The following is an 18,451-nucleotide window of genomic DNA, read 5'->3' as shown; positions in this document are numbered from 1 at the left end:
GCCGCGCGGAGGCTCCGGGCCGCATGGGCGGCCCCGCTCTTCCGGGCTCCACGATCGCCGACGACGTCGGCGGGTGGGTCGCTGATCCGAAGAGTTCGGTGACCGACGCTCTGACCTGGGCAAACGCCACAGTGCTCTGTCCCTGAAAATAGGGGAAGAACTTCTTCCCCGTAGTTCACAGTCGTCCCCTAGAAATTCCTAGGGGAGGACTCCAAGAGTAGGGGACGAGTTTTCTTCCCCTAGTTGCTTGGCAGCAAAGAGCGCTTTCTGTGCTCGACGACGATGTTCGGAGTCCGAGGTCTGCGCTCGCCAGGGACCTCTGTGATGGTTGACCGCGACGGCGGCTTCGCCGACCTCCCACGCGCGTCGTCGGCGAGTCGTGGTTTCAGAAACCGCGTGTCTGGTCAGAAACCCGAGGTGCACCAGCGGTTTCTGGCGACCAATGCGGTTTCTGCGATGAGGCCGCACTCTTCCCGCCTCCACGATCGCCGACGACGTCGGCGAGTCGGTCGCTAGTTCGAAGAGTCTGGCCTCCGGTCTGATCGGTTCCGCGCAGGCCCCATCAGCCTGATCTCCGCTCCCGCGCAACTTCGCAGAGTGCACCTGGAAGGAGTGCAAGAAGCGCTACAGCCAGAGCCTGAAACGTAGATGGCATGCGGAGACCGTACTTGGCGCAGAACGCTTTTCAGCGCATCGACCACCGATGGGGGATAACCGAGCACGATGCGTGGCGGATGGCCGGCCGGTCGGCGGACTTCCGTGAGGCGCCAACTCAACGACCCACGGCGAACAAAGCCACCGACGACGCGGCGCCGGCGAGCATCCCCAGTAGCAGGCCCCAGACGATCCAGCGCAGCACCGCTCGGAAACGCAACTCCCACAGGGTCCAGCCGAGCCCGCCGGCGACCACCGCGACCGCCACCAGACCCAGCCACCGCTGCGCGTTGCCGACGAGGTCGTACAGCCCGATCAGGACCAGCGTCGCGAAGACCGCGCACGCCACAGCGACGATCAGTCCGAACAACCACGGAGTCGGTTCCGCGGGGTGTTCTGCGCCGCCGGTCATCCCTCCATCGTGCCGGACCGGACGCGTTCATAGAACGCGATCGCCGCGGCCGTTGCGACGTTGAGCGAATCGGTACCGCGACTCATCGGAATTCGTGCGCGCACATCGGTGGCGGCCATGGCCGACGCGGTGAGTCCCGGGCCTTCCGCACCCACGAGGAACCCGACCTTCTCCGTCCGCACCGCATCCGCAAGCGTCACCGCAGCGGGATCCGGAGTGAGAGAGACCAGGCGGAAACCCTGGTCGCGCACGGCGTCGAGACCAGAGGGCCACTCGTCGAACTGTGCGAACGGCACGAGCAGTGCGTGCCCCATCGACACGCGGACGCACCGCCGGTAGAGCGGGTCGGCGCAGCCGGCGCCGAAGAGGACCGCGTCGACACCGAGTCCCGCGGCGTTGCGGAAGATGCTGCCGATGTTCTCGTGATCGTTGACGCCCTCGAGGATCACCACGCTGCGCGCGGATTCGAGAGCGGCATCGACGGAGAGGACCGGTGCGCGTCGGGCGACGGCGAGCACACCGCGATTGAGGTGAAACCCGACCACCTCGGCCATCACGTCGGCAGTCGCTCGGTAGAACGGAACGCCGGCCAACGCACCGCTCCGCAGATCGGTGTCGAGTTCGTCGAGACGTTTGCCTACCCCGAGAAACGCGTGCGGCGCGAACCGCGACGCAATCATCCGCTGTGCGACCAGCACGCCCTCTGCGACGACCAACGCCTTTCCCGGCCGGCCACCCGGCAGCGTCGGGAGGTCGGGACGACGATCGACCGAGCTGAGGTCGCGGAAATCGTCCACCCGCGGATCGGCGGGGTCGTCGATGTCGATCACGTCGACGGCGAGTTCCGGCACCGCAACAGTGTGCCATCGCCGCGCATCATCGCCGGCACTCGCGCCGCAACGCGAAGGGTTGCGACGATCGCCGGCCCGGGATGGATACGGTGGAGGTGTGACCATCACTTCTACGAGCGGGCTGTCCCTGCGACGCGCCACCGACGCCGACTGGGACGACATCATCGCCACCGACGCGCGTGCCTTCGCGATGCGCAACCCGCTGCCCGATGACGAACGTACGGACCTGCGGGGCAAGGTCGCCGACTCCGACATCGTCCTGGTCCGCGACGCCGCCCTCGATCCGGCGCCGCTGGTCGGGGTGTCGATGTTCTACCGGATGACGATGACCGTGCCGGGCGGCTCGGTGCGCAACGCGGCCGGGTTGTCGTGGGTGTCGGTCGCCGCCACGCACCGCAGGCGCGGCATCCTGCGCACCATGCTCACGGAGCTGTTCGAGCAGTGGGAGGCCGACGGTCAGATCTTCGCGATCCTCACCGCCAGCGAGGGCACCATCTACGAGCGGTTCGGCTTCGGGCCCGCCACCTTCGCCCACGACGTGAAGATCACGCCGGGACGAGCACGGATGCGTGCGTCCCAACCGGAGGGTTCGCCGGTCCACTATGCCGACGGCGACGAGGTGGACGCGGCGGTTCCCGACTTGCATGCCCGCTGGACTCGCACCACCCCCGGCGCACTCGGTCGCACACCGGCGTGGTGGCGGCCGCTGCTGGCCGACCGCCCCTCCGAACGACCTTTCGCCGGGAGCGGACTGCACTATCTCCTGCACGACGACGGCTATGCGTCCTACCGGATCATCAAGCAGGATTCGGGCAAGGTGCACGCCGAGGTCAAGGAGGTGGTCACGGCCACCGACGATGCACACACGGAACTGTGGCGCGTGCTCACGAGCCTCGACCTGATCCCGTCGGTGACCGCCGCGATCCCCGCCGACGACCCGTTGCCCGCGAAACTCACGGACCTGCGCGCCGTCGAATTGACCGGACGCGCCGACACCATGTGGCTGCGCATTCTCGACGTTCCTGCGGCACTCGGCGCCCGGCAGTATGCCGCGGACCTCGACGCGGTGATCGAGGTCGTCGACGAATTCCGTGGGCACGGAGGTGTTTTCGATGTCGCCGTCCGCCATGGGGGTGCGATCGTCGCACCGTCATCCGCGACGCCGACCGTACGGCTCGACACCGCCGTCTTGTCATCGATCTATCTCGGCGGCATCCGGCCGTCGACGTTCGCGGCGGCAGGTCGGCTGTGGACCGCATCGCCGGAGATCCTGCAGTCGCTCGACCAGGCCTTCGCCACCGAACGCGCACCCTTTGCGGGCACGTTCTTCTGACGGCGAATCAGTCCTCGGTGTCGGCGAGGACCTTGTTGAGGATCAGCACCGTGTCGCGGAGGGTGTCGCGCTCGTCGGGCGTGAGTTCCCGAAGCCGGTCGCTGAGCCACGCCTTGCGGGCCGCCAATTCCTCGGTGACCACTTCCATCCCCGCCGGGGCGAGCGTCACGATCGCCTGCCGGCCGTCCGTCGGGTGCGGTTCGCGTTTGATCATGCCCAGATCGGACAGCGAGGCGATCACCCGGGTCATCGACGGCGGGCGGACGCGTTCGGCGGCTGCAAGTGCACCGGGCGTCATCGGCCCCTCGTGGTGCAGTGTGGACAACGCCGACAACTGAGTGAGTGAAACAAGCTTGTTCTCGCGGCGCCCCCGAAGGCGCCGCGCGAATCGGACCACGGCCAGCGACAAATCGCCCGCCAGGCTCCCGTCCCCGTACGGTGAGTGCACGCGCTTAGCGTAGTTCACTAACTAGTCGTTCACCCTGTTTACGCAGCGCAGACCAGGCCAATTGGGCCAATCAGACGACAACCGTTTCCCAATTCATACCAACTGGGTGAGAATGTTCAGTTGAGCAAATCCGAAATCGGCGCCCTCGCGAAGTAGGCGATGAAGATCGCCGCGATCCCCCACATCAGCGGATGGACCGAACGTGCCCTGCCCGCAGCGGTGGCCATGACGACCCAACTGATGAATCCCACGCCGATGCCGTTGGCGATCGAATACGTGTAGGGCATCACGACCACTGTCAGGAATGCCGGCAGTGCGTAGTCGAAGCGGGTGAAGTCGATGGACCGCAGCTGACCGATCATGAGTGCACCCACCACCACGAGCGCGGGCGTCACCGCTTCCAGCGGGATCACCTCGTAGAGCGGGGTCAGGAACATGGCGGCCAGGAACAGCAGACCGGTGACCACGTTCGCCAGGCCGGTCCGCGCGCCCTCGGCGATACCCGAGGCCGATTCGACGAAGACCGTGTTCGACGACGACGACGCGGCACCACCGACGATGGCGCCGGTGCCCTCGACCACCAGCGCCCGACCGATCCCGGGCAGATTTCCCTTGTCATCGGCCAGACCGGCCTCTTTGCCCAGGCCGGTCATCGTGCCCATCGCGTCGAAGAAGTTCGACAGCACCAGGGCGAACACGAACACCGACGCCGCGAGCACCCCGATCCGTGTGAACGCACCGAAGATGTCGACGTTGCCGACGAGCGCGAGATCGGGCAGCCCGCCGAGACCATCGGGTAGTTGCGGGATGGACAGACTCCAACCGTCGGGATTGTCCTGGGATGAACCGAGATCGAAGACCGCCTCGGCGATGATCGCCACCACCGACATGATGACGATCCCGATCAACAGGCCGCCGGGGACCTTCCGCACCACCAGGACACCCATCACCAAGACACCGATCGTGAAGATCAACGTCGGAACGGTGGTGATCGAGTTCTCGCTGCCGAGCTGGACCGGCGTGGTGCCTGCCTCGGGTTTGGTGACGAACCCGGCATCCACGAAGCCGATGAACGCGATGAACGCGCCGATGCCGGCGGCGATCGCGGCCTTCAGCTCGGCCGGAATCGCGTTGAACACCGCCGTGCGGAACCCGGTGACCGCGAGCAGCACGATGATGATGCCGTCGATCACCACCAGTCCCATGGCCTCGGGCCACGTCACCTCGGGGGCGATCGTGACGGCGAGCAGGCTGTTGATACCCAGCCCGGTCGCAATCGCGAACGGGTAGTTGGCAACCAGACCGAACAGGATCGACATCACGCCTGCGACCAGGGCGGTCACCGCGGCGACCTGCGCCAGCGGCAGCACGTTGCCCAGGACGTCGGCGTTCTTCGCGGGCTGGCCGTCGGTGGCCGGGATACCGCCGATGATGATCGGGTTGAGCAGCACGATGTAGGACATCGTGAAGAAGGTGACGAGGCCGCCGCGGACCTCGCGATTCAGCGCGGAGCCACGTTCGGAGATCTTGAAGAACCGGTCAAGCGCCCCGGGCGCGTTCGACGGTGTGGTGGGCTCGCTCGACGAATCGGTGGGCACCCTCGAAAGCTACCCTGGTGGCATGGTCGACGCAGCGCAGATCCCGCAACTCCCACGCGTGTTGCGTGCGCCGGAACCGGTGATCGTCGTCGGGATGCTGGCCTGGGCCGTGGCCACTGTGGTCGTCTGGGCCACCGGCACCGGCGGCGACCGCGCACTGGCGGTCTGCCTGGTGGGCCTGGGGGTTGGCCTGCTGGGAACGACGATCGTCGGCGTTCAGCGCGCCGGTGTGCGCCGAGGCGCCCGCGGCGCTCAGGAGGGGCTGGACTGACCCGCGCGGCCGGCCGTCGTCCCCGGACGCCGGAATGGCTTGAGCCGCAAAATATGCCGCAGGACGAACGCGAGTACCGGCCGAATCAGCGGAGCACCCCAACGCCATGGCAGGAAGCCCACCCACTTCGGTGAGCCGGCGATCTCCCACGTCACGGTGATCGTGTTGAGGCGTTCGCCATCGGTGAGGGTGAAGCGTTCCGCGAAATTCTTGATGGCGAAAGGCACCGACACTCCGGTACCGATCAGCACGATCCGCTCCCGCTCTTCGACATCGGCGAGACGCTGTGAAACCGAGAGGACGGTGCCGGACATGGTGCGCGTCGCCCCGACCGCGACGCGTTCAGATCCGGACACCGACCACTCGGGACCCCGCAGCAACGGCAGGGAACTCAGGTAGGGCGCCTCGGTCAGGCGCTCCCAGACCTCGCGGCGCGGCAGCGGCGTGGTCTCCACGATGGTGATCGCGAACGCCGCCCGACGCTCGATGTAGTCGTCGACATCATCGAGCGTCATGTCCCGCACCGCGAAGCGGTTGGGCTTGGACGCCAGGCCGTACAAGACGAACAGCGCCAGCAGCCCGAGGACTCCGAGTACGACGAGGACGGCCACCACCCCGACCACGATGGCCGTCGCCGTCACACCGGTCTCACTTCACGTTTCATATATGAAGCATAGCGAGCAGTTGGCGGCGTGTGAACAAGAACCGCTGATTTCGTACTGCCGACGCCGTCGGCAGTCGTGGAGCCGGGAAGGGCCGGGGGCGTCCGGTGAGACCACAGGAACACGCCGCCAATCCCGTCGGATGTCTGTACGCCCCAGCCCGACCACATCCACTGTGCACTTGACTGGGCTCCCAGGTACAGATTCCCGCAGGTCAGCAGGCCGAAAGCAGTATTCTTCGGATCAGCGACCCACCCGCCGACGGCGTCGGCGATCGTGGAGGCGGAATTGCGTGAGCCTGCTCAAGAATCCGCGCATGCGGCCAGAAACCTCAGGCCTGGCCAGAAACCGCTGGCGCGCATCGGGTTTCTGACCAGACACGCGGTTTCTAAGTCGCGACATGCCAACGCTCACTCGGACGGGTGGTCGTCCGGCCTTGAGCCGCACCGAAAGTAGGGGAAGAAACTCGTCCCCTACTCCTGGAGTCCTCCCCGCGGATTTTCTCGCGGACGACTCACAAGCAGGGGCAGAAAGTAGGGGAAGAACCTCCGCTACTTTCAGTGGTCCGGCGGCTCGCCGAGTCACTCCCCCGCGATCGTCGCCCGCATGCGCGAGCCCAGCAGTCCGATTGCGTCACCCATCCGTGCGAACGCGGGATTGTGGGTTTGACCGTGGTAGTAGCGGTAGTAGATCTGCTGGGCGATCACGACCGCCCGGAACAGCCCGAACGCCTCGTACCAGCGCCAGCGATCCGGGGTCATGTCGAAACCCATTCGCTCGCAGTACCGTTCGACGAACTCGCGACGCGACACCATGCCGGGCAGGTTGGTCGGGACCCGCCGGATGGCCTGCATCGCGGCGTCGTCGTCGGCCTGGACCCAGTACGCGAGCGAACCGGCCACATCCATCAACGGATCGCCCAGGGTCGCCATCTCCCAATCCAGGATGCCGATCACCTGGCTGACGTCGGCGTTGTCGAGGACGACGTTGTCGAGTTTGTAGTCGTTGTGGATGACGCAGTTCGCCACGTCGTCGGGCTGGTGCTCGGCGATCCAGGCCATCTCGGCCTCGAACTCGGGCACGTCGTCGGTGTGCGCGTTGCGGAACCGGGTGGTCCAGCCGTCGACCTGTCGGCGAACGTAGCCGAAACCCTTGCCGAGGTCGGCGAGTCCGGCGTTCTCCGGATCCACAGAATGCAGTTCGACGAGCGTGTCGATGAAGTTGTGGCACAACCGTCGGGCCTTCTCGGCGTCGAGCGGCACGTCGGCAGGCCAGTCCCGACGCGGGATCACCCCGTCGATGCGGCCCATCACGTAGAAGTCCGCACCGAGCACCTCGTCGTCGTCGCAGAAGGCCACCAGCGGTGCGATGTAGGGCAGCACTGTGCCCAGCCGCGACTGGATTCGGTACTCCCGTCCCATGTCGTGGGCGCCGCGGGCCTTGGTGCCGCGCGGTGCACGGCGCAGGATCAGGTCCCGGTCCGAATAGTGCAGCAGGTAGGTCAGATTCGACGCACCGCCCGAGAACTGCCGAACCTCGGGTACTTCGCCGATGCCCGCATTCTCGCCGAGCCAGGACGCGACCCGCTCGACGTCGAACTCGTCCTCGGCCCGGACTGCGGTGGCCCCGCTCTCCCCCTCAGCCATGTCCTGTCCTCTCACTATCGGTACTTGGCCAGTTCCAGGCGTGCGACGACGCTGCGGTGGACCTCGTCGGGCCCGTCGGCGAGACGCAGCGACCGTGCACCCACCCACGCCGCCGCCAGCGGGAAGTCGTCGGTCAGTCCGCCGCCGCCGTGCAGCTGGATTGCGAGGTCGATGACGTCGAGCGCCATGTTGGGCACCTCGACCTTGATCTCGCTCACTGCGGAGAGCGCCTCGCGACCCATGCCCTGGTCGAGCAGCCATGCGGCGTGCAGGACCAACAGCCTCGACCGGTTGATCGCGATACGGGCATCGGCGATACGTTCGGAGTTGCCGCCCAGCTTGGCCAGTGGCCGCCCGAATGCCTCGCGCGAAAGCGCGCGTCGCACACCGAGTTCCAGAGCTCGTTCGGCAAGCCCGATGGCGCGCATACAGTGATGGACGCGGCCCGGGCCGAGTCGGCCCTGGGCGATCTCGAAGGCCCGACCGGGCCCGAGCAGGACGTTGGATGCCGGCACCCGCACATCGGTGAACGACACCTCGCCGTGCCCGAACGGCTCGTCGAAGTAGCCCATCGTGGTGAGCATCCGCTCGACCCGAACACCCGGCGCGTCGATCGGGATGAGCACCATGGTGTGCCGAGCATGCCGATCGGCCTCCGCGTCGGTGACGCCCATGAAGATCAGTACTTTGCAATCGGGATGTCCGACGCCTGTCGAGAACCACTTGATGCCATTGATGACGACGTCCTCGCCGTCGGGCACCACCGTGGCGGCCATGTTGGTGGCATCCGAACTGGCGACGCCCGGCTCGGTCATGCAGAAGGCGCTGCGAATGTCGGCGCGCAACAACGGTTCCAACCACTGCGACCGCTGCTCGGCGGTGCCGTAACGCAGCAGCACCTCCATGTTCCCGGTGTCGGGTGCGCTGCAGTTGAAGACCAACGGACCGAGCGTCGATGCACCCATCGCCTCGGCGAGCGGAGCGTAATCGACATTCGACAGCCCGGCGCCACCGTCGGTCCCGAAGTCAGCTGCGTACTGCCCTGCGTGCGCCTCGGGCAGGAAGAGGTTCCACAGTCCTTCCTTGCGTGCCTTGGCCTGCAGTTCGGCGATCAGGGGCGACGGCACCCACGGGTCACCACCGCCCTCGCGACGGCTCGCGATGTCGCGGTGGATGTCCGGCTCGACAGGGTCGACCTCGGCGGCGATGAATGCTCGAACCCGCTCGGTCAGATCTGCCGATCGCGGTGACGGAGAAAAATCCATGTCGATGACCGTACGTGGCGCGGGTCGCCACCGCAGCCACTTGGGGTAGGTGTCGCAGACGACGTCGAGTGGCCGGGCGTTACGACCAATATCTGGTCGAACCGTCGGGTCCCGCGGTGCTGCTCACCAGCTTGGCGAAACAATGCTCCTTGTCGAATCCTTGTGCCCGACACCAGTTGTTGGCCTGGTCGGGCCCCGGGAAGGTGGCCGCCGCCACGGTCACCCACCAGCCCTTGTAACTGAACACCGGCCACTCGTCGCTGTAGAGCAGGCGCACGTCGCTGAACCGCAGGCGCAGGGCCAAGAACTCGTCGAGAATGGCCTGGTTGTCCCAGATCCGGCCTTCCGCGTTCAACCCCGGACGTTTGGAGCTGAGCTGCGCGACCCACCGATTGTTCAGGTTGGCCAGGATGAACGCGCGGTCCGAATTGGCCTGCACCCGTAACGCATCGACGCTCGTGGCGGTGATGTTGGTGCCCGCGGGCAGGGCCGGGCCGGTCGCGGTCACCGGCGGTGCGCTCGCGCCGCCGTCCGGCACCGTCAGCGCAGGTGGCTGTCCGTTCGTCGGGCCCTTGTCGCAATCGACCAGGAAACGGTCCGAACCCGACTGCGTGGCCAGCGTGTCCGGAAGGCGGAAGAACGAGCCCGGCGGATAGGTCAGCTCCATCGTGAGGCCCTCCCCGGCGTCGTCAAGCGACGGAACCGCAATGGGCGCTTGGGAGAAGTCGAAATTCCCCGACGCGACGAGGTCGCCGCCGTCCTTGATCGTGATCCGCGTCCGCGGACCGAACAGGATATCGCCGCCGGGGCACTGGGCCGACACCTTCATCCGCACCCCGAGGCCGCCACTCGTCGTCCGGAACGACTCCGGGGTGAACACCGGCGGACTCCCGCACGCGGTCACGTACTCGTCGTCGCCGGAACCGTTGTCGCTGGTCGTGTCTCGCGTGGTACCGGGCACGATGGCGCGTGGGCCGGTGGGGGCCAGAGCGGTGATGGCATCGGCGGTCACCGTGACGATGCGATCTCCGATCGCAAAGATTCGCGGGGCCGAATTGCCGGTCGCATCCGAACGACTCCCGACCGCGGGCGCCGAGAGCGACCACACCGACGCGCCGGATGCCATGTCCACCGCCGCGAGACCCCCATTCTTCGCGATGATCACTCGCTCGCCGTCGACGACGCCGGGGCCGTCCGACAGATAACTCACGCCGTTCACAGGCTGCGTCCAGCGCTGCGCTCCCGTCGTCGTGTCGAGGGAGACGAGCTGCGCACCCGAACCCTGATCACGTGTGACGACAACGGTCTCGCGATCGTCGGCGACCAATATCTGGACATCCTGGCTCAGTGCCGAGGACGTCCACCTGGTGGTTTTGTCGTCGAGGCTCGTGAATCCGCCGCCGATCGCGACATAGCCGCGTTGCGCCGGCGTCGACACCTCGGGAATCGCAAAGTATGAACCTTCGAACGAGGTGGTCGAACCATCCGACCGAACGTGAAGGACCGGCCCCTTGCTCGGGGAGCCGGAGTTCACCGAGCCCGTGACGGCCAGCAGCGATCCATCGGGCAGTGCCGTGATCTGGGCGGTTCCGGGCTTCGACACAATCTCTCGACCGTCATCTGCCGAAACCACGACGACGTTGGCACCACCCGAGGCGACCAGCGACGTGGATGCCGTGAACCGTGACGAGTCACCGGTCGGCAAACCGTCGGGGAGGGTGAGGCTCTTCTCCCACTCGGTCCCTGACCGTGTGACCTTGGTGATGTGTAAGCCATCGCTGTCGAAATGGCGCACGAACGCGGCTCGGCCGTTGAAGGCGATTCCGTACGGCTGACTCGTCGGCAAGACGGCCGTCGCCGTGGCAGTACCGGTGCGAGTGTCGACGAAGTAGACGTTCGACGATCCATAGCACGCGATCGTGTGGTCGACGATGGCGTCTGAGCACGCACGCACCAGTTCGCTGAGTTTCCAGTTCTGACCGGTCGTCACGTTGACGCCGACCAGGTTCCGCGTGGCGTCGGTTCCGCCGTACTGAGACTGCGAGATGAGGGTCACGAGTGTGTCGCCGTCGTGCACAGCGCCGACAGCTCCGTACATGTTGGCCTCGGGCAACACCGACTGGAAGTAGCTACCGCCGACATCCTGCGGAGTCACCGTCCACGCCGCGCTGCTCGGCGCGCTCGGATAGGACCCGGTGAGTTGTCCGGCGACGAGTTCGGGCAAGTCGTCGTCGGACTCCTTCTGTTGCCAGAAGATCACACCGCCGACGACGAGGGCGATCACGCACACCAGCACGATGCCCGACACGATCCACGGTGCGCGCGAACGCTTCTGGGGCGGCGGGCCCTGCGGACCCCAATAGCCAGGTGGTGGCATGCCAGGTGGCGGGCCCTGTTGCGGCGCGATCGCCGGGAACGGCGTGGACGGCGCCATCTGGGTGGCCTGGTAGGGGCTGGCGTTGGGCGGCATGGCGTTGGGCATGGTCGCACCGATGGACGTCGGGCCGGCGGCGGCCGAACCTGGCGCACTGGGTGGTGCCGGCTGCGTGTCCTTCTGCAAGTCGATGCGATGCTGCACCGTCTTGCGCAACTCGGTCCGGTCGATCGGCTCCATGACCGTCGGAGATTCTTCGGGCGCCGGTTGATCCGGGTCGCTCGGTATCACCGTCGGATCGGCGACCGGCTCGATCGCGGTCGGCGACTCGGACATCTCCTGCCCCGGAGATTCTGGCGATTCGTCCGATGAACCCGGCCCAGGATGCGGCATCGTTCAAGTAAAGCGGCACGTCGACAACCCCGCCATCCTTCGGGCGGACCAATTCAGGTGGCCGTCCTGCCGACCCGCACGTCGAGGTCCCTGCGCGACGACTCGAACCAGACGAGAGCCAGTGCGCACAGACCCACCCAGGCAGCACCCAACAGCCAGCCAGCGAGCACGTCCGTCGTCCAGTGGACGCCGAGATAGATTCGGGTGCAGCCGATGGCGATCGACCACAGCGGAGCGATGAGCAACACCCAACGGTGTCGTCGGACCCAGTCGACGTGCCGGTAGGCGACGATGGCCAACAGGCCGAAGATCACCATGCTCATCATCGAGTGGCCCGACGGGAACGAGAACGTGTCGATGTCGACGAGCCGGTTCACCTCGGGTGGGCGCGGTCGGCGGAAAAGATGCTTGAGCCCCACCATGAGCAGGTAGCCGATCAGCGCGCCGGCACCGAGGAACACCGCGTCGACCGTGTACCGACGCACGGCGAGGACGATCACCACGGCAAGGGTGACCAGCGCCATCGGGAGCGTATTGCCGGTGACCGTGACGACATGCGCGACGGTGATCCACGGTTCGGAGCGGTTGTCGACCACCCACCGCGCGACCGTCTCGTCGAGGTTGGTGGGAGTGACGAACACCGCCATCTCCTCTCCCGTACGTCTGCGAACCTCGCCTTGACGGGCACTCAAGTTGAGCACAAGTGCGCCGCAAGTCCTGCCGACCACCCTATCGGGGAAACCACACCCCGAAAGGAATCTCATGAAGACTCCCCTGCTCTACCGGATCGGGCACGCCTGCGCGTCACACCCGTTCCGCGCATTGGGCGGCTTCCTCGCCGCGCTCGTCCTCGTCACGGTCCTGGCCACCGCGTTCGGCGGCGCCACCCAGGAGAACTGGGACGTGCCGGGCACCGAATCCCAGCGCGGAATCGATCTGCTCCGCGATCATGTTCCCGGCGCCGGCAACGCCGACGCACGCATCGTGCTGCACGACGACGGACCACTGGACATGCGCACCGTCGACGACCTGCGCGCTCGGCTTGCCGGCCTCGACCACGTCGCCACTGTCGACGCACCGCAGTTCAGCAGCGACCGCGACACCGCGATCATCGTCGTCGGATACGACGTGCCGGTCACCGAGCGGTCGTTGATGGGCAACGTCGAGCCGCTCGAGAAGGCCGTGCAACCCACCCGCGATGCCGGTGTGCAGGTCGAGATGAACGGCGGATTGCCCGAGACTGCCGCCGCGCCGCTGAAGGGACATGCCGAGATCATCGGAATCACGCTGGCGCTTCTCATTCTGGTGCTGGCGCTCGGCTCCGTCGTTGCCGCGGGTCTCCCGATCCTCACCGCCATCGGCGGACTCGCTGTCGGATCCGCCGCAATCACGCTGCTCGCCGCCACCATGGAGGTCAGTCCGTCGGCACCCTTGGTGGCCACCATGGTGGGCCTTGGCGTCGGCATCGACTACGCCCTGCTCGTGGTGTCCCGGCACTCGGAATTCCTACGGGCGGGCCACGATCCGGTGGAGTCGGCGGCACGCGCGGTTGCGACGGCCGGACGGTCGGCGATGTTCGCCGCGCTCACCGTGTTGATCTCGCTGATGGGGCTGCGTCTGGCCGGGCTGGCGACCTACTCGTCCTTCGGCTTCGCCACCGCGATCGCGGTGATCGCCATGCTGGCCGCCACCCTGGTCGTCGTTCCGGCGATGTGCCGACTGTGCGGTCGGCGGATGTTGCCCCGCAAGGTCCGTAAGGCAAGTGCCGCAACCGCTCCCGTGGCATCGACCGGACGGGAACCGCTGAGCGCGCGGTGGGCGGCCGCTGTCGGACGACGGCCGGTGGCCTTCGGGCTGCTCGCGGTGATCGTGATGGTCACCCTCGCCGTCCCCGCACTCGGCATGCGCACCTGGCCGCAGGACTCCGGCGCCCAGTCGACCGAGCTCACCACGCGACGCGCGCACGACATCCTGGTCGACGAGTACGGTCCCGGCGCCAACTCGCAGATCCTGATCGTCGCACCGACCGACACGGTCAGTGGCGCCGAGCTGGCCTCGGCGACAGCACGTATCACATCCATTCCGGGCGTGGCCGCGGTGTCGGCGCCGGCGATCTCCCCAGACGGTGAACTGGCCGTCATCTCCGTCACCTCGGCCTACGATCCGGCTGCGGACGGTACGCCGGAGATGCTCGCCGCAGTGCGTTCGGCCCTTCCCCAGGGCGCGATACTGACCGGTGCGACAACGTATTTCAGTGACATCTCGGACAAACTCCAGGAACGTCTGTGGGTGGTCATCGGGTTCGTCGTCGCGGCGTCGGTGCTGGCGCTGATGGTTCTCTTCCGGTCGATCGCGGTGCCGATCAAGGCAGCGTTGATGAACCTTCTCTCGGTGGTCGCCGCATACGGAGTCATCACCGCGGTGTTCCAATGGGGTTGGGGTATGCAACTTTTCGGCCTCGACCACACCGTCGCCGTGTCGAGCTGGGTGCCGATCCTCATCTTCGCGATTCTCTTCGGACTCTCGATGGACTACGAGGTCTTCCTGCTCTCCCGAATCCGGGAGGACTGGCTGGCAACCGGCGACGCCAAGGGCAGCGTGGTGCGCGGACTCGCCCGGACCGGACGCGTCATCACCAGCGCGGCGGCAATCATGGTCGCGGTGTTCCTGAGCTTCGCCACCGAAGCCGATGTGGTCCTCAAGATGCTCGGACTCGGCATGGCCACCGCCGTGCTGCTCGACGCGACGCTCATCCGCATGGTCCTGGTGCCCGCGACTATGACGCTCCTGGGCCGGTTCAACTGGTGGCTGCCGGGCTGGCTGGACCGAATCCTCCCGAACGTCGACGTCGAAGGTCATGGCCATCCGACGCCGTCCGTCGAACAGCAGACCGTGCGGCCGACCGCGACTGAAGATCCCGACGGCGAACTGCAACCGGTCTGAGTGACCACTGCGCCGTCAGCACCCCTGACCGGGTGCTGTCGGCGCAGGTCACGGGCCGCTGCGCTGCGGCTCAAGTCGCCCTCAAGTGGGCCACAAGCGACCACGCGCATGGTTGACCCAGCAACCCGAACACCCACCGATCACGCACAGAGAAAGCCACCACGATGACCACCTCCGCCCGCCCCCTCGCCTACGCGTCGCAGATCGAGACCACGGACGAGACCTACCCCGTCCAGTTGCGTCTGCCCGGGCAGGCCGCAGCGCCGGAAGGCCCGATCGACCCGTTCATGATGTACGTCGTGCACCACGCCTTCCGTCGGGATCTGGCCGATTTCGCGGCGTGCGCACCACGCACCCCGGTAGACGACCTCGACACCTGGGGAGCGCTCGCCGAGCGCTGGGCGATGTTCAGCGAGATGCTGCACCACCATCACACCGGTGAGGACGAAACGCTGTGGCCGCTGCTCTTGGGCCGGAGTTCCGACGCCGAGCAGGTGGTGCTGTACGCCATGGAAGCCGAACACGAGGTCATCGACCCTCTGCTGGCACTGTGCACCGCCGGGTTCCTGCGGATGGCCACCGACGACCCCGAATTCGGAGGCGACGAGGGCGTCCGAGCCGAACTGTCGGATGCACTCGCCCGGACTCGTGACGTGCTGTCTGCGCACCTCGCACACGAGGAGGGCGAGGCCATCGCCATCGTGCAGCGACACATGACACCCGCCGAGTGGAGTGCCTTCGAGGACAAGATGGGCGAGGGTTCGTCGCTACGGGACACGTTCCGGATGGCACCGTTCATGGTGAAGGGACTCAGCGCCGCCGATCGCGCATCCGTGTTCGCCCGAGTGCCGGCGATCTTGAAACTGATTGTGCGACTGGGTGAACCCAGCTTCCGACGTCGCGAACGCCGCGCGTTCTTCTACGATCCTCGGTGAACGAGGCGAACATGAAGTGCTCAAGACGACAGCCGAGCGCCTCCCCCTCCCCCCGCTCCCTGAGGTGCGAGCGGAGCGAGCCTCGAAGGGCTGGTGAGACGACGGTGTCATCTCGCCCGGCCTTCGAGGCTCCTCGCTAGCGCTCGTCACACCTCAGGCAGCGGATGGCAACTCCTCGCACGCGGGCAGCGGATGGCACCCTCCCGACAAGGCGCGCACCAGTCCTCAGCCGGCGAGCGCACGTCCGATCACGAGTCGCTGAATCTGGTTGGTGCCCTCGAAGATCTGGGTGATCTTGGCCTCGCGCATGTACCGCTCCACGGGGAAGTCGCGAGTGTATCCGTAGCCGCCGAAGACCTGCACCGCGTCGGTCGTCACCTTCATTGCCGCGTCGGTGGCGACGAGTTTGGCTGTTGCGGCGGCGCGCGAGTACTGCATTCCAGCGTCTCTGCGGCGGGCTGCGTCGAGGTAGGTCGCCCGCGCAGAATCCACCGCCGCCGCCATGTCGGCCAGCACGAAGGACAGCCCCTGGTGGTCGATGATCTTGCGACCGAACGTTGTTCGCTCTTGGGCATACTCGACCGCCGCGTCGAGCGCCGCCTGCGCAAGACCGGTCGCGACGGCAGCAATGCCCAGACGCCCGGAGTCCAACGCGGAGAACGCGATCGGTAGCCCCTGACCCTCGGAGCCGATCAGTCGGTCGGAGTCGATCAGCGCGTCGTCGTAGTTGGCCGCGGTCGTCGGCACAGCGTGCAGACCCATCTTGTCCTCGGGCTTGCCGAAGCTGAGCCCTGCCGTGTCGCGTGCAACCAAGAAGCACGAAATCCCTTTGGACCCTTCGCCTGTGCGGGCAAAGAGGTTGTACACGTCGGCGATCCCGCCATGAGTGATCCACGCCTTGGACCCGTTGATTCGGTATCCGTCCTCGACGGCGGTGGCTCGGCAATTGAGTGCTGCCGCATCCGATCCGGCCTGTGGCTCCGACAAACTGTAAGCACCCACCAGCCGGCCGTTCAGCAGATCGGGCAGCCAGCGTTGCTTCTGCTCGTCGGTACCGAAGTTCATCAGTGGGTGACACGCCAAACCGTGCACACTCACCGCGACGGCGACGGCTGCCCATCGGGCACCCAGTTCCTCGAGTACCTGCAGGTACACCTCATAGGGTTGACCGCCGCCATCCCACTCCACCGGGTATGGCAACCCGAGCAGGCCGGCGGCACCCAGTTCGGCGAACAAGCCGTCAGGGTAGGTCTGTGCCTTCTCGTGATCGTCGACGATCGGCGCCATCCGCTTGTCGGCGACGTCGCGAACCAGCGCGATCAGGTCACGTGCCTCGTCGCTGGGAAGCAGTCGTTCGACCGGCATTGATACCTCCAACAAGAAACTGAAATAGTACTCAAGTACTGTCTACAGTACTATGAGGTCGCCGGGCAACCGAAAGGACAGGGGGTATCCAATGACGTCCTCCGCATTCGCGACTCGTCGTCGTGCGGCGCTGTTCGACGCGATGGTCACACTCTTCCTGCGCGACGGCTTCGCTCATCTGGCCATATCCGACATCGCGGCGCAGTTGCGCTGCTCCAAATCGACGCTCTATACCCTCGCCGACAGCAAGGAACAGCTCGCGACCATGGCGGTGACCCACTTCTTTCGCGAAGCGACGACTGAGGTCGAGCAGCGCGTGGCTGCCGTCGACAATCCCCGCGAGCGCGTCATCACGTACCTACTTGCGGTCGGGGATGCGCTCGCACCTGCGTCGGCCGCGTTCATGCGGGATCTGGACGCGTTCGCGCCGACGCGGGCGCTGTACGAGATGAACACCGAGGCGGCAGCTCGACGCGTGGGTGAACTGATCGCCGACGGTGCGGCCGCAGGCGTTTTCCGCGATGTCGACCCCGTCTTTGCCGCCGATCTCGCAGCGTCGATGATGACGCGCATCCAGCGCGGCGAGGTCGCGACGGCGACCGGGCTCGACCACGCCGCCGCGTACCGCCAACTCGCGTCGATCCTCACTGCGGGGATCGACGCGGACTGACCCACCCCGCCGGCTGGGTGCGAGAGCCCCCTCCCGACGGGTGAGGCGCCGCCCTGAGGAGCGAACTTGCGAGCGTCTCGAAGGGTGCGGGCTTCGCCCTGGTGAGATGACATCGCAAGCGCACCTGGGCCTTCGAGGCTCTCGGCTAGCGCCTCGAGCACCTCAGGCAGCGGAAAACGGGCTAGCGCCTCGAGCACCTCAGGCAGCGGAAAACGGGCTAGTGTCGCGTGTCGTAAGTTCCTAAACGCTTTCCGGGCTGGGAGAATGAGTTATGGCGAATTCCCCGGCCCCGGCATTGACCCTCCGTGATGGCGATGATGTTGAACTCGAACGCATCTTGCGGTCGACAACGGCGCCAGCGGGTGTGGTGAAGCGAGTTCGTATCGTGGCGTTGGCCGCCGAGGGCGTGGCAAACGCGCGGATTCAGGAGTTGACGGGCGCCTCAAGCGCGACAGTGGTGAAGTGGCGTAGCCGATATCTGCGTGAGGGACTGGCCGGACTGGTCGATGCCCAGCGTTCGGGTCGGCCTCGGCGAATCGATCACGCCGCGATCGTGGCCGCCACCTTGGAGGCGCCGCCAAAGAAGTACGGAGTCACACACTGGTCGTCGCGGTTGTTGGCTTCTCACTTG

General features: G+C 66.5%; 16 protein-coding genes. 6 read left to right on the top strand and 10 right to left on the bottom strand.

The window, feature by feature from the left end; all coding sequences use genetic code 11:
• Positions 1–772 precede the first annotated feature (772 nt).
• Both ACWDTF_RS24030 and ACWDTF_RS24025 read right to left on the bottom strand, forming a co-directional pair.
• Positions 773–1,066 (bottom strand): DUF2537 domain-containing protein, encoded by a 294-nt coding sequence (locus ACWDTF_RS24030; RefSeq protein ID WP_240857675.1) that lies wholly within the window; start codon positions 1,064–1,066, stop codon positions 773–775.
• Entirely contained in the window at positions 1,063–1,917 is an 855-nt protein-coding gene (locus ACWDTF_RS24025) for a TrmH family RNA methyltransferase (protein WP_240857676.1), read from the bottom strand. Before ACWDTF_RS24025 ends, ACWDTF_RS24030 begins: the two co-directional genes overlap by 4 nt.
• Positions 1,918–2,014: 97 nt before the next feature.
• Between ACWDTF_RS24025 and ACWDTF_RS24020 the strand changes: the two genes are divergently transcribed.
• Complete coding sequence (locus ACWDTF_RS24020) at positions 2,015–3,250, top strand: GNAT family N-acetyltransferase (protein WP_240857677.1); 1,236 nt, start codon at positions 2,015–2,017, stop codon at positions 3,248–3,250.
• Positions 3,251–3,257: 7 nt separating this feature from the next.
• Here ACWDTF_RS24020 and ACWDTF_RS24015 read toward each other — a convergent pair whose 3' ends face one another.
• Positions 3,258–3,698: a MarR family winged helix-turn-helix transcriptional regulator gene (locus tag ACWDTF_RS24015; RefSeq protein WP_240857678.1), complete on the bottom strand. Its 441-nt coding sequence runs from the start codon at positions 3,696–3,698 to the stop codon at positions 3,258–3,260.
• 116 nt (positions 3,699–3,814) lie between these two features.
• Positions 3,815–5,296 (bottom strand): NCS2 family permease, encoded by a 1,482-nt coding sequence (locus tag ACWDTF_RS24010; RefSeq protein ID WP_355279413.1) that lies wholly within the window; start codon positions 5,294–5,296, stop codon positions 3,815–3,817.
• A 22-nt stretch (positions 5,297–5,318) separates the two neighbouring features.
• Between ACWDTF_RS24010 and ACWDTF_RS24005 the strand changes: the two genes are divergently transcribed.
• Positions 5,319–5,567, top strand: a complete 249-nt coding sequence (locus ACWDTF_RS24005) for a DUF2530 domain-containing protein (RefSeq protein ID WP_240857732.1) — start codon at positions 5,319–5,321, stop codon at positions 5,565–5,567.
• Here the strand turns inward: ACWDTF_RS24005 and ACWDTF_RS24000 are convergent.
• The 5 genes from ACWDTF_RS24000 to ACWDTF_RS23980 form a co-directional block, all read right to left on the bottom strand.
• Complete coding sequence (locus ACWDTF_RS24000; protein WP_355279410.1) at positions 5,549–6,208, bottom strand: hypothetical protein; 660 nt, start codon at positions 6,206–6,208, stop codon at positions 5,549–5,551. The genes ACWDTF_RS24005 and ACWDTF_RS24000 overlap by 19 nt on opposite strands.
• Positions 6,209–6,810: 602 nt before the next feature.
• Positions 6,811–7,875 carry a phosphotransferase family protein gene (locus tag ACWDTF_RS23995; RefSeq protein ID WP_240857681.1) on the bottom strand — a complete coding sequence of 355 codons (1,065 nt, stop codon included), beginning with the start codon at positions 7,873–7,875 and terminating at the stop codon, positions 6,811–6,813.
• 14 nt (positions 7,876–7,889) lie between these two features.
• Positions 7,890–9,140, bottom strand: a complete 1,251-nt coding sequence (locus ACWDTF_RS23990) for an acyl-CoA dehydrogenase family protein (protein WP_240857682.1) — start codon at positions 9,138–9,140, stop codon at positions 7,890–7,892.
• Between the two features lie 79 nt (positions 9,141–9,219).
• Positions 9,220–11,850, bottom strand: a complete 2,631-nt coding sequence (locus ACWDTF_RS23985) for an outer membrane protein assembly factor BamB family protein (RefSeq protein WP_240857683.1) — start codon at positions 11,848–11,850, stop codon at positions 9,220–9,222.
• Positions 11,851–11,960: 110 nt separating this feature from the next.
• Positions 11,961–12,548: a phosphatase PAP2 family protein gene (locus ACWDTF_RS23980; protein ID WP_240857733.1), complete on the bottom strand. Its 588-nt coding sequence runs from the start codon at positions 12,546–12,548 to the stop codon at positions 11,961–11,963.
• Between the two features lie 121 nt (positions 12,549–12,669).
• Between ACWDTF_RS23980 and ACWDTF_RS23975 the strand changes: the two genes are divergently transcribed.
• Positions 12,670–14,850, top strand: a complete 2,181-nt coding sequence (locus ACWDTF_RS23975) for an MMPL family transporter (protein WP_240857684.1) — start codon at positions 12,670–12,672, stop codon at positions 14,848–14,850.
• Between the two features lie 164 nt (positions 14,851–15,014).
• Complete coding sequence (locus ACWDTF_RS23970) at positions 15,015–15,785, top strand: hemerythrin domain-containing protein (protein WP_240857685.1); 771 nt, start codon at positions 15,015–15,017, stop codon at positions 15,783–15,785.
• A gap of 225 nt (positions 15,786–16,010) precedes the next feature.
• Here ACWDTF_RS23970 and ACWDTF_RS23965 read toward each other — a convergent pair whose 3' ends face one another.
• Positions 16,011–17,150: an acyl-CoA dehydrogenase family protein gene (locus tag ACWDTF_RS23965; protein WP_240857686.1), complete on the bottom strand. Its 1,140-nt coding sequence runs from the start codon at positions 17,148–17,150 to the stop codon at positions 16,011–16,013.
• A gap of 91 nt (positions 17,151–17,241) precedes the next feature.
• Here ACWDTF_RS23965 and ACWDTF_RS23960 point away from each other — a divergent pair, with 91 nt between their 5' ends.
• Both ACWDTF_RS23960 and ACWDTF_RS23955 read left to right on the top strand, forming a co-directional pair.
• Complete coding sequence (locus ACWDTF_RS23960) at positions 17,242–17,820, top strand: TetR/AcrR family transcriptional regulator (RefSeq protein WP_355279250.1); 579 nt, start codon at positions 17,242–17,244, stop codon at positions 17,818–17,820.
• Between the two features lie 271 nt (positions 17,821–18,091).
• The coding region (locus tag ACWDTF_RS23955; RefSeq protein WP_449755189.1) for a helix-turn-helix domain-containing protein at positions 18,092–18,451 on the top strand (360 nt) is incomplete at its 3' end.

It is taken from the genome of Gordonia sp. NPDC003422, assembly GCF_053588675.1.
The sequence above is the reverse complement of the archived record's forward strand: the minus strand, read 5'-3'. Positions and strand labels throughout refer to the sequence as shown.

Coding starts and splice junctions, on each gene's coding strand:
- ACWDTF_RS23970 (WP_240857685.1), top strand. CDS start 15,015: ATGACCACCTCCGCCCGCCCCCTCGCCTACGCGTCGCAGATCGAGACC.
- ACWDTF_RS24030 (WP_240857675.1), bottom strand. CDS start 1,066: ATGACCGGCGGCGCAGAACACCCCGCGGAACCGACTCCGTGGTTGTTC.
- ACWDTF_RS23990 (WP_240857682.1), bottom strand. CDS start 9,140: ATGGATTTTTCTCCGTCACCGCGATCGGCAGATCTGACCGAGCGGGTT.
- ACWDTF_RS23965 (WP_240857686.1), bottom strand. CDS start 17,150: ATGCCGGTCGAACGACTGCTTCCCAGCGACGAGGCACGTGACCTGATC.
- ACWDTF_RS23995 (WP_240857681.1), bottom strand. CDS start 7,875: ATGGCTGAGGGGGAGAGCGGGGCCACCGCAGTCCGGGCCGAGGACGAG.
- ACWDTF_RS23960 (WP_355279250.1), top strand. CDS start 17,242: ATGACGTCCTCCGCATTCGCGACTCGTCGTCGTGCGGCGCTGTTCGAC.
- ACWDTF_RS23975 (WP_240857684.1), top strand. CDS start 12,670: ATGAAGACTCCCCTGCTCTACCGGATCGGGCACGCCTGCGCGTCACAC.
- ACWDTF_RS23985 (WP_240857683.1), bottom strand. CDS start 11,850: ATGTCCGAGTCGCCGACCGCGATCGAGCCGGTCGCCGATCCGACGGTG.
- ACWDTF_RS24005 (WP_240857732.1), top strand. CDS start 5,319: ATGGTCGACGCAGCGCAGATCCCGCAACTCCCACGCGTGTTGCGTGCG.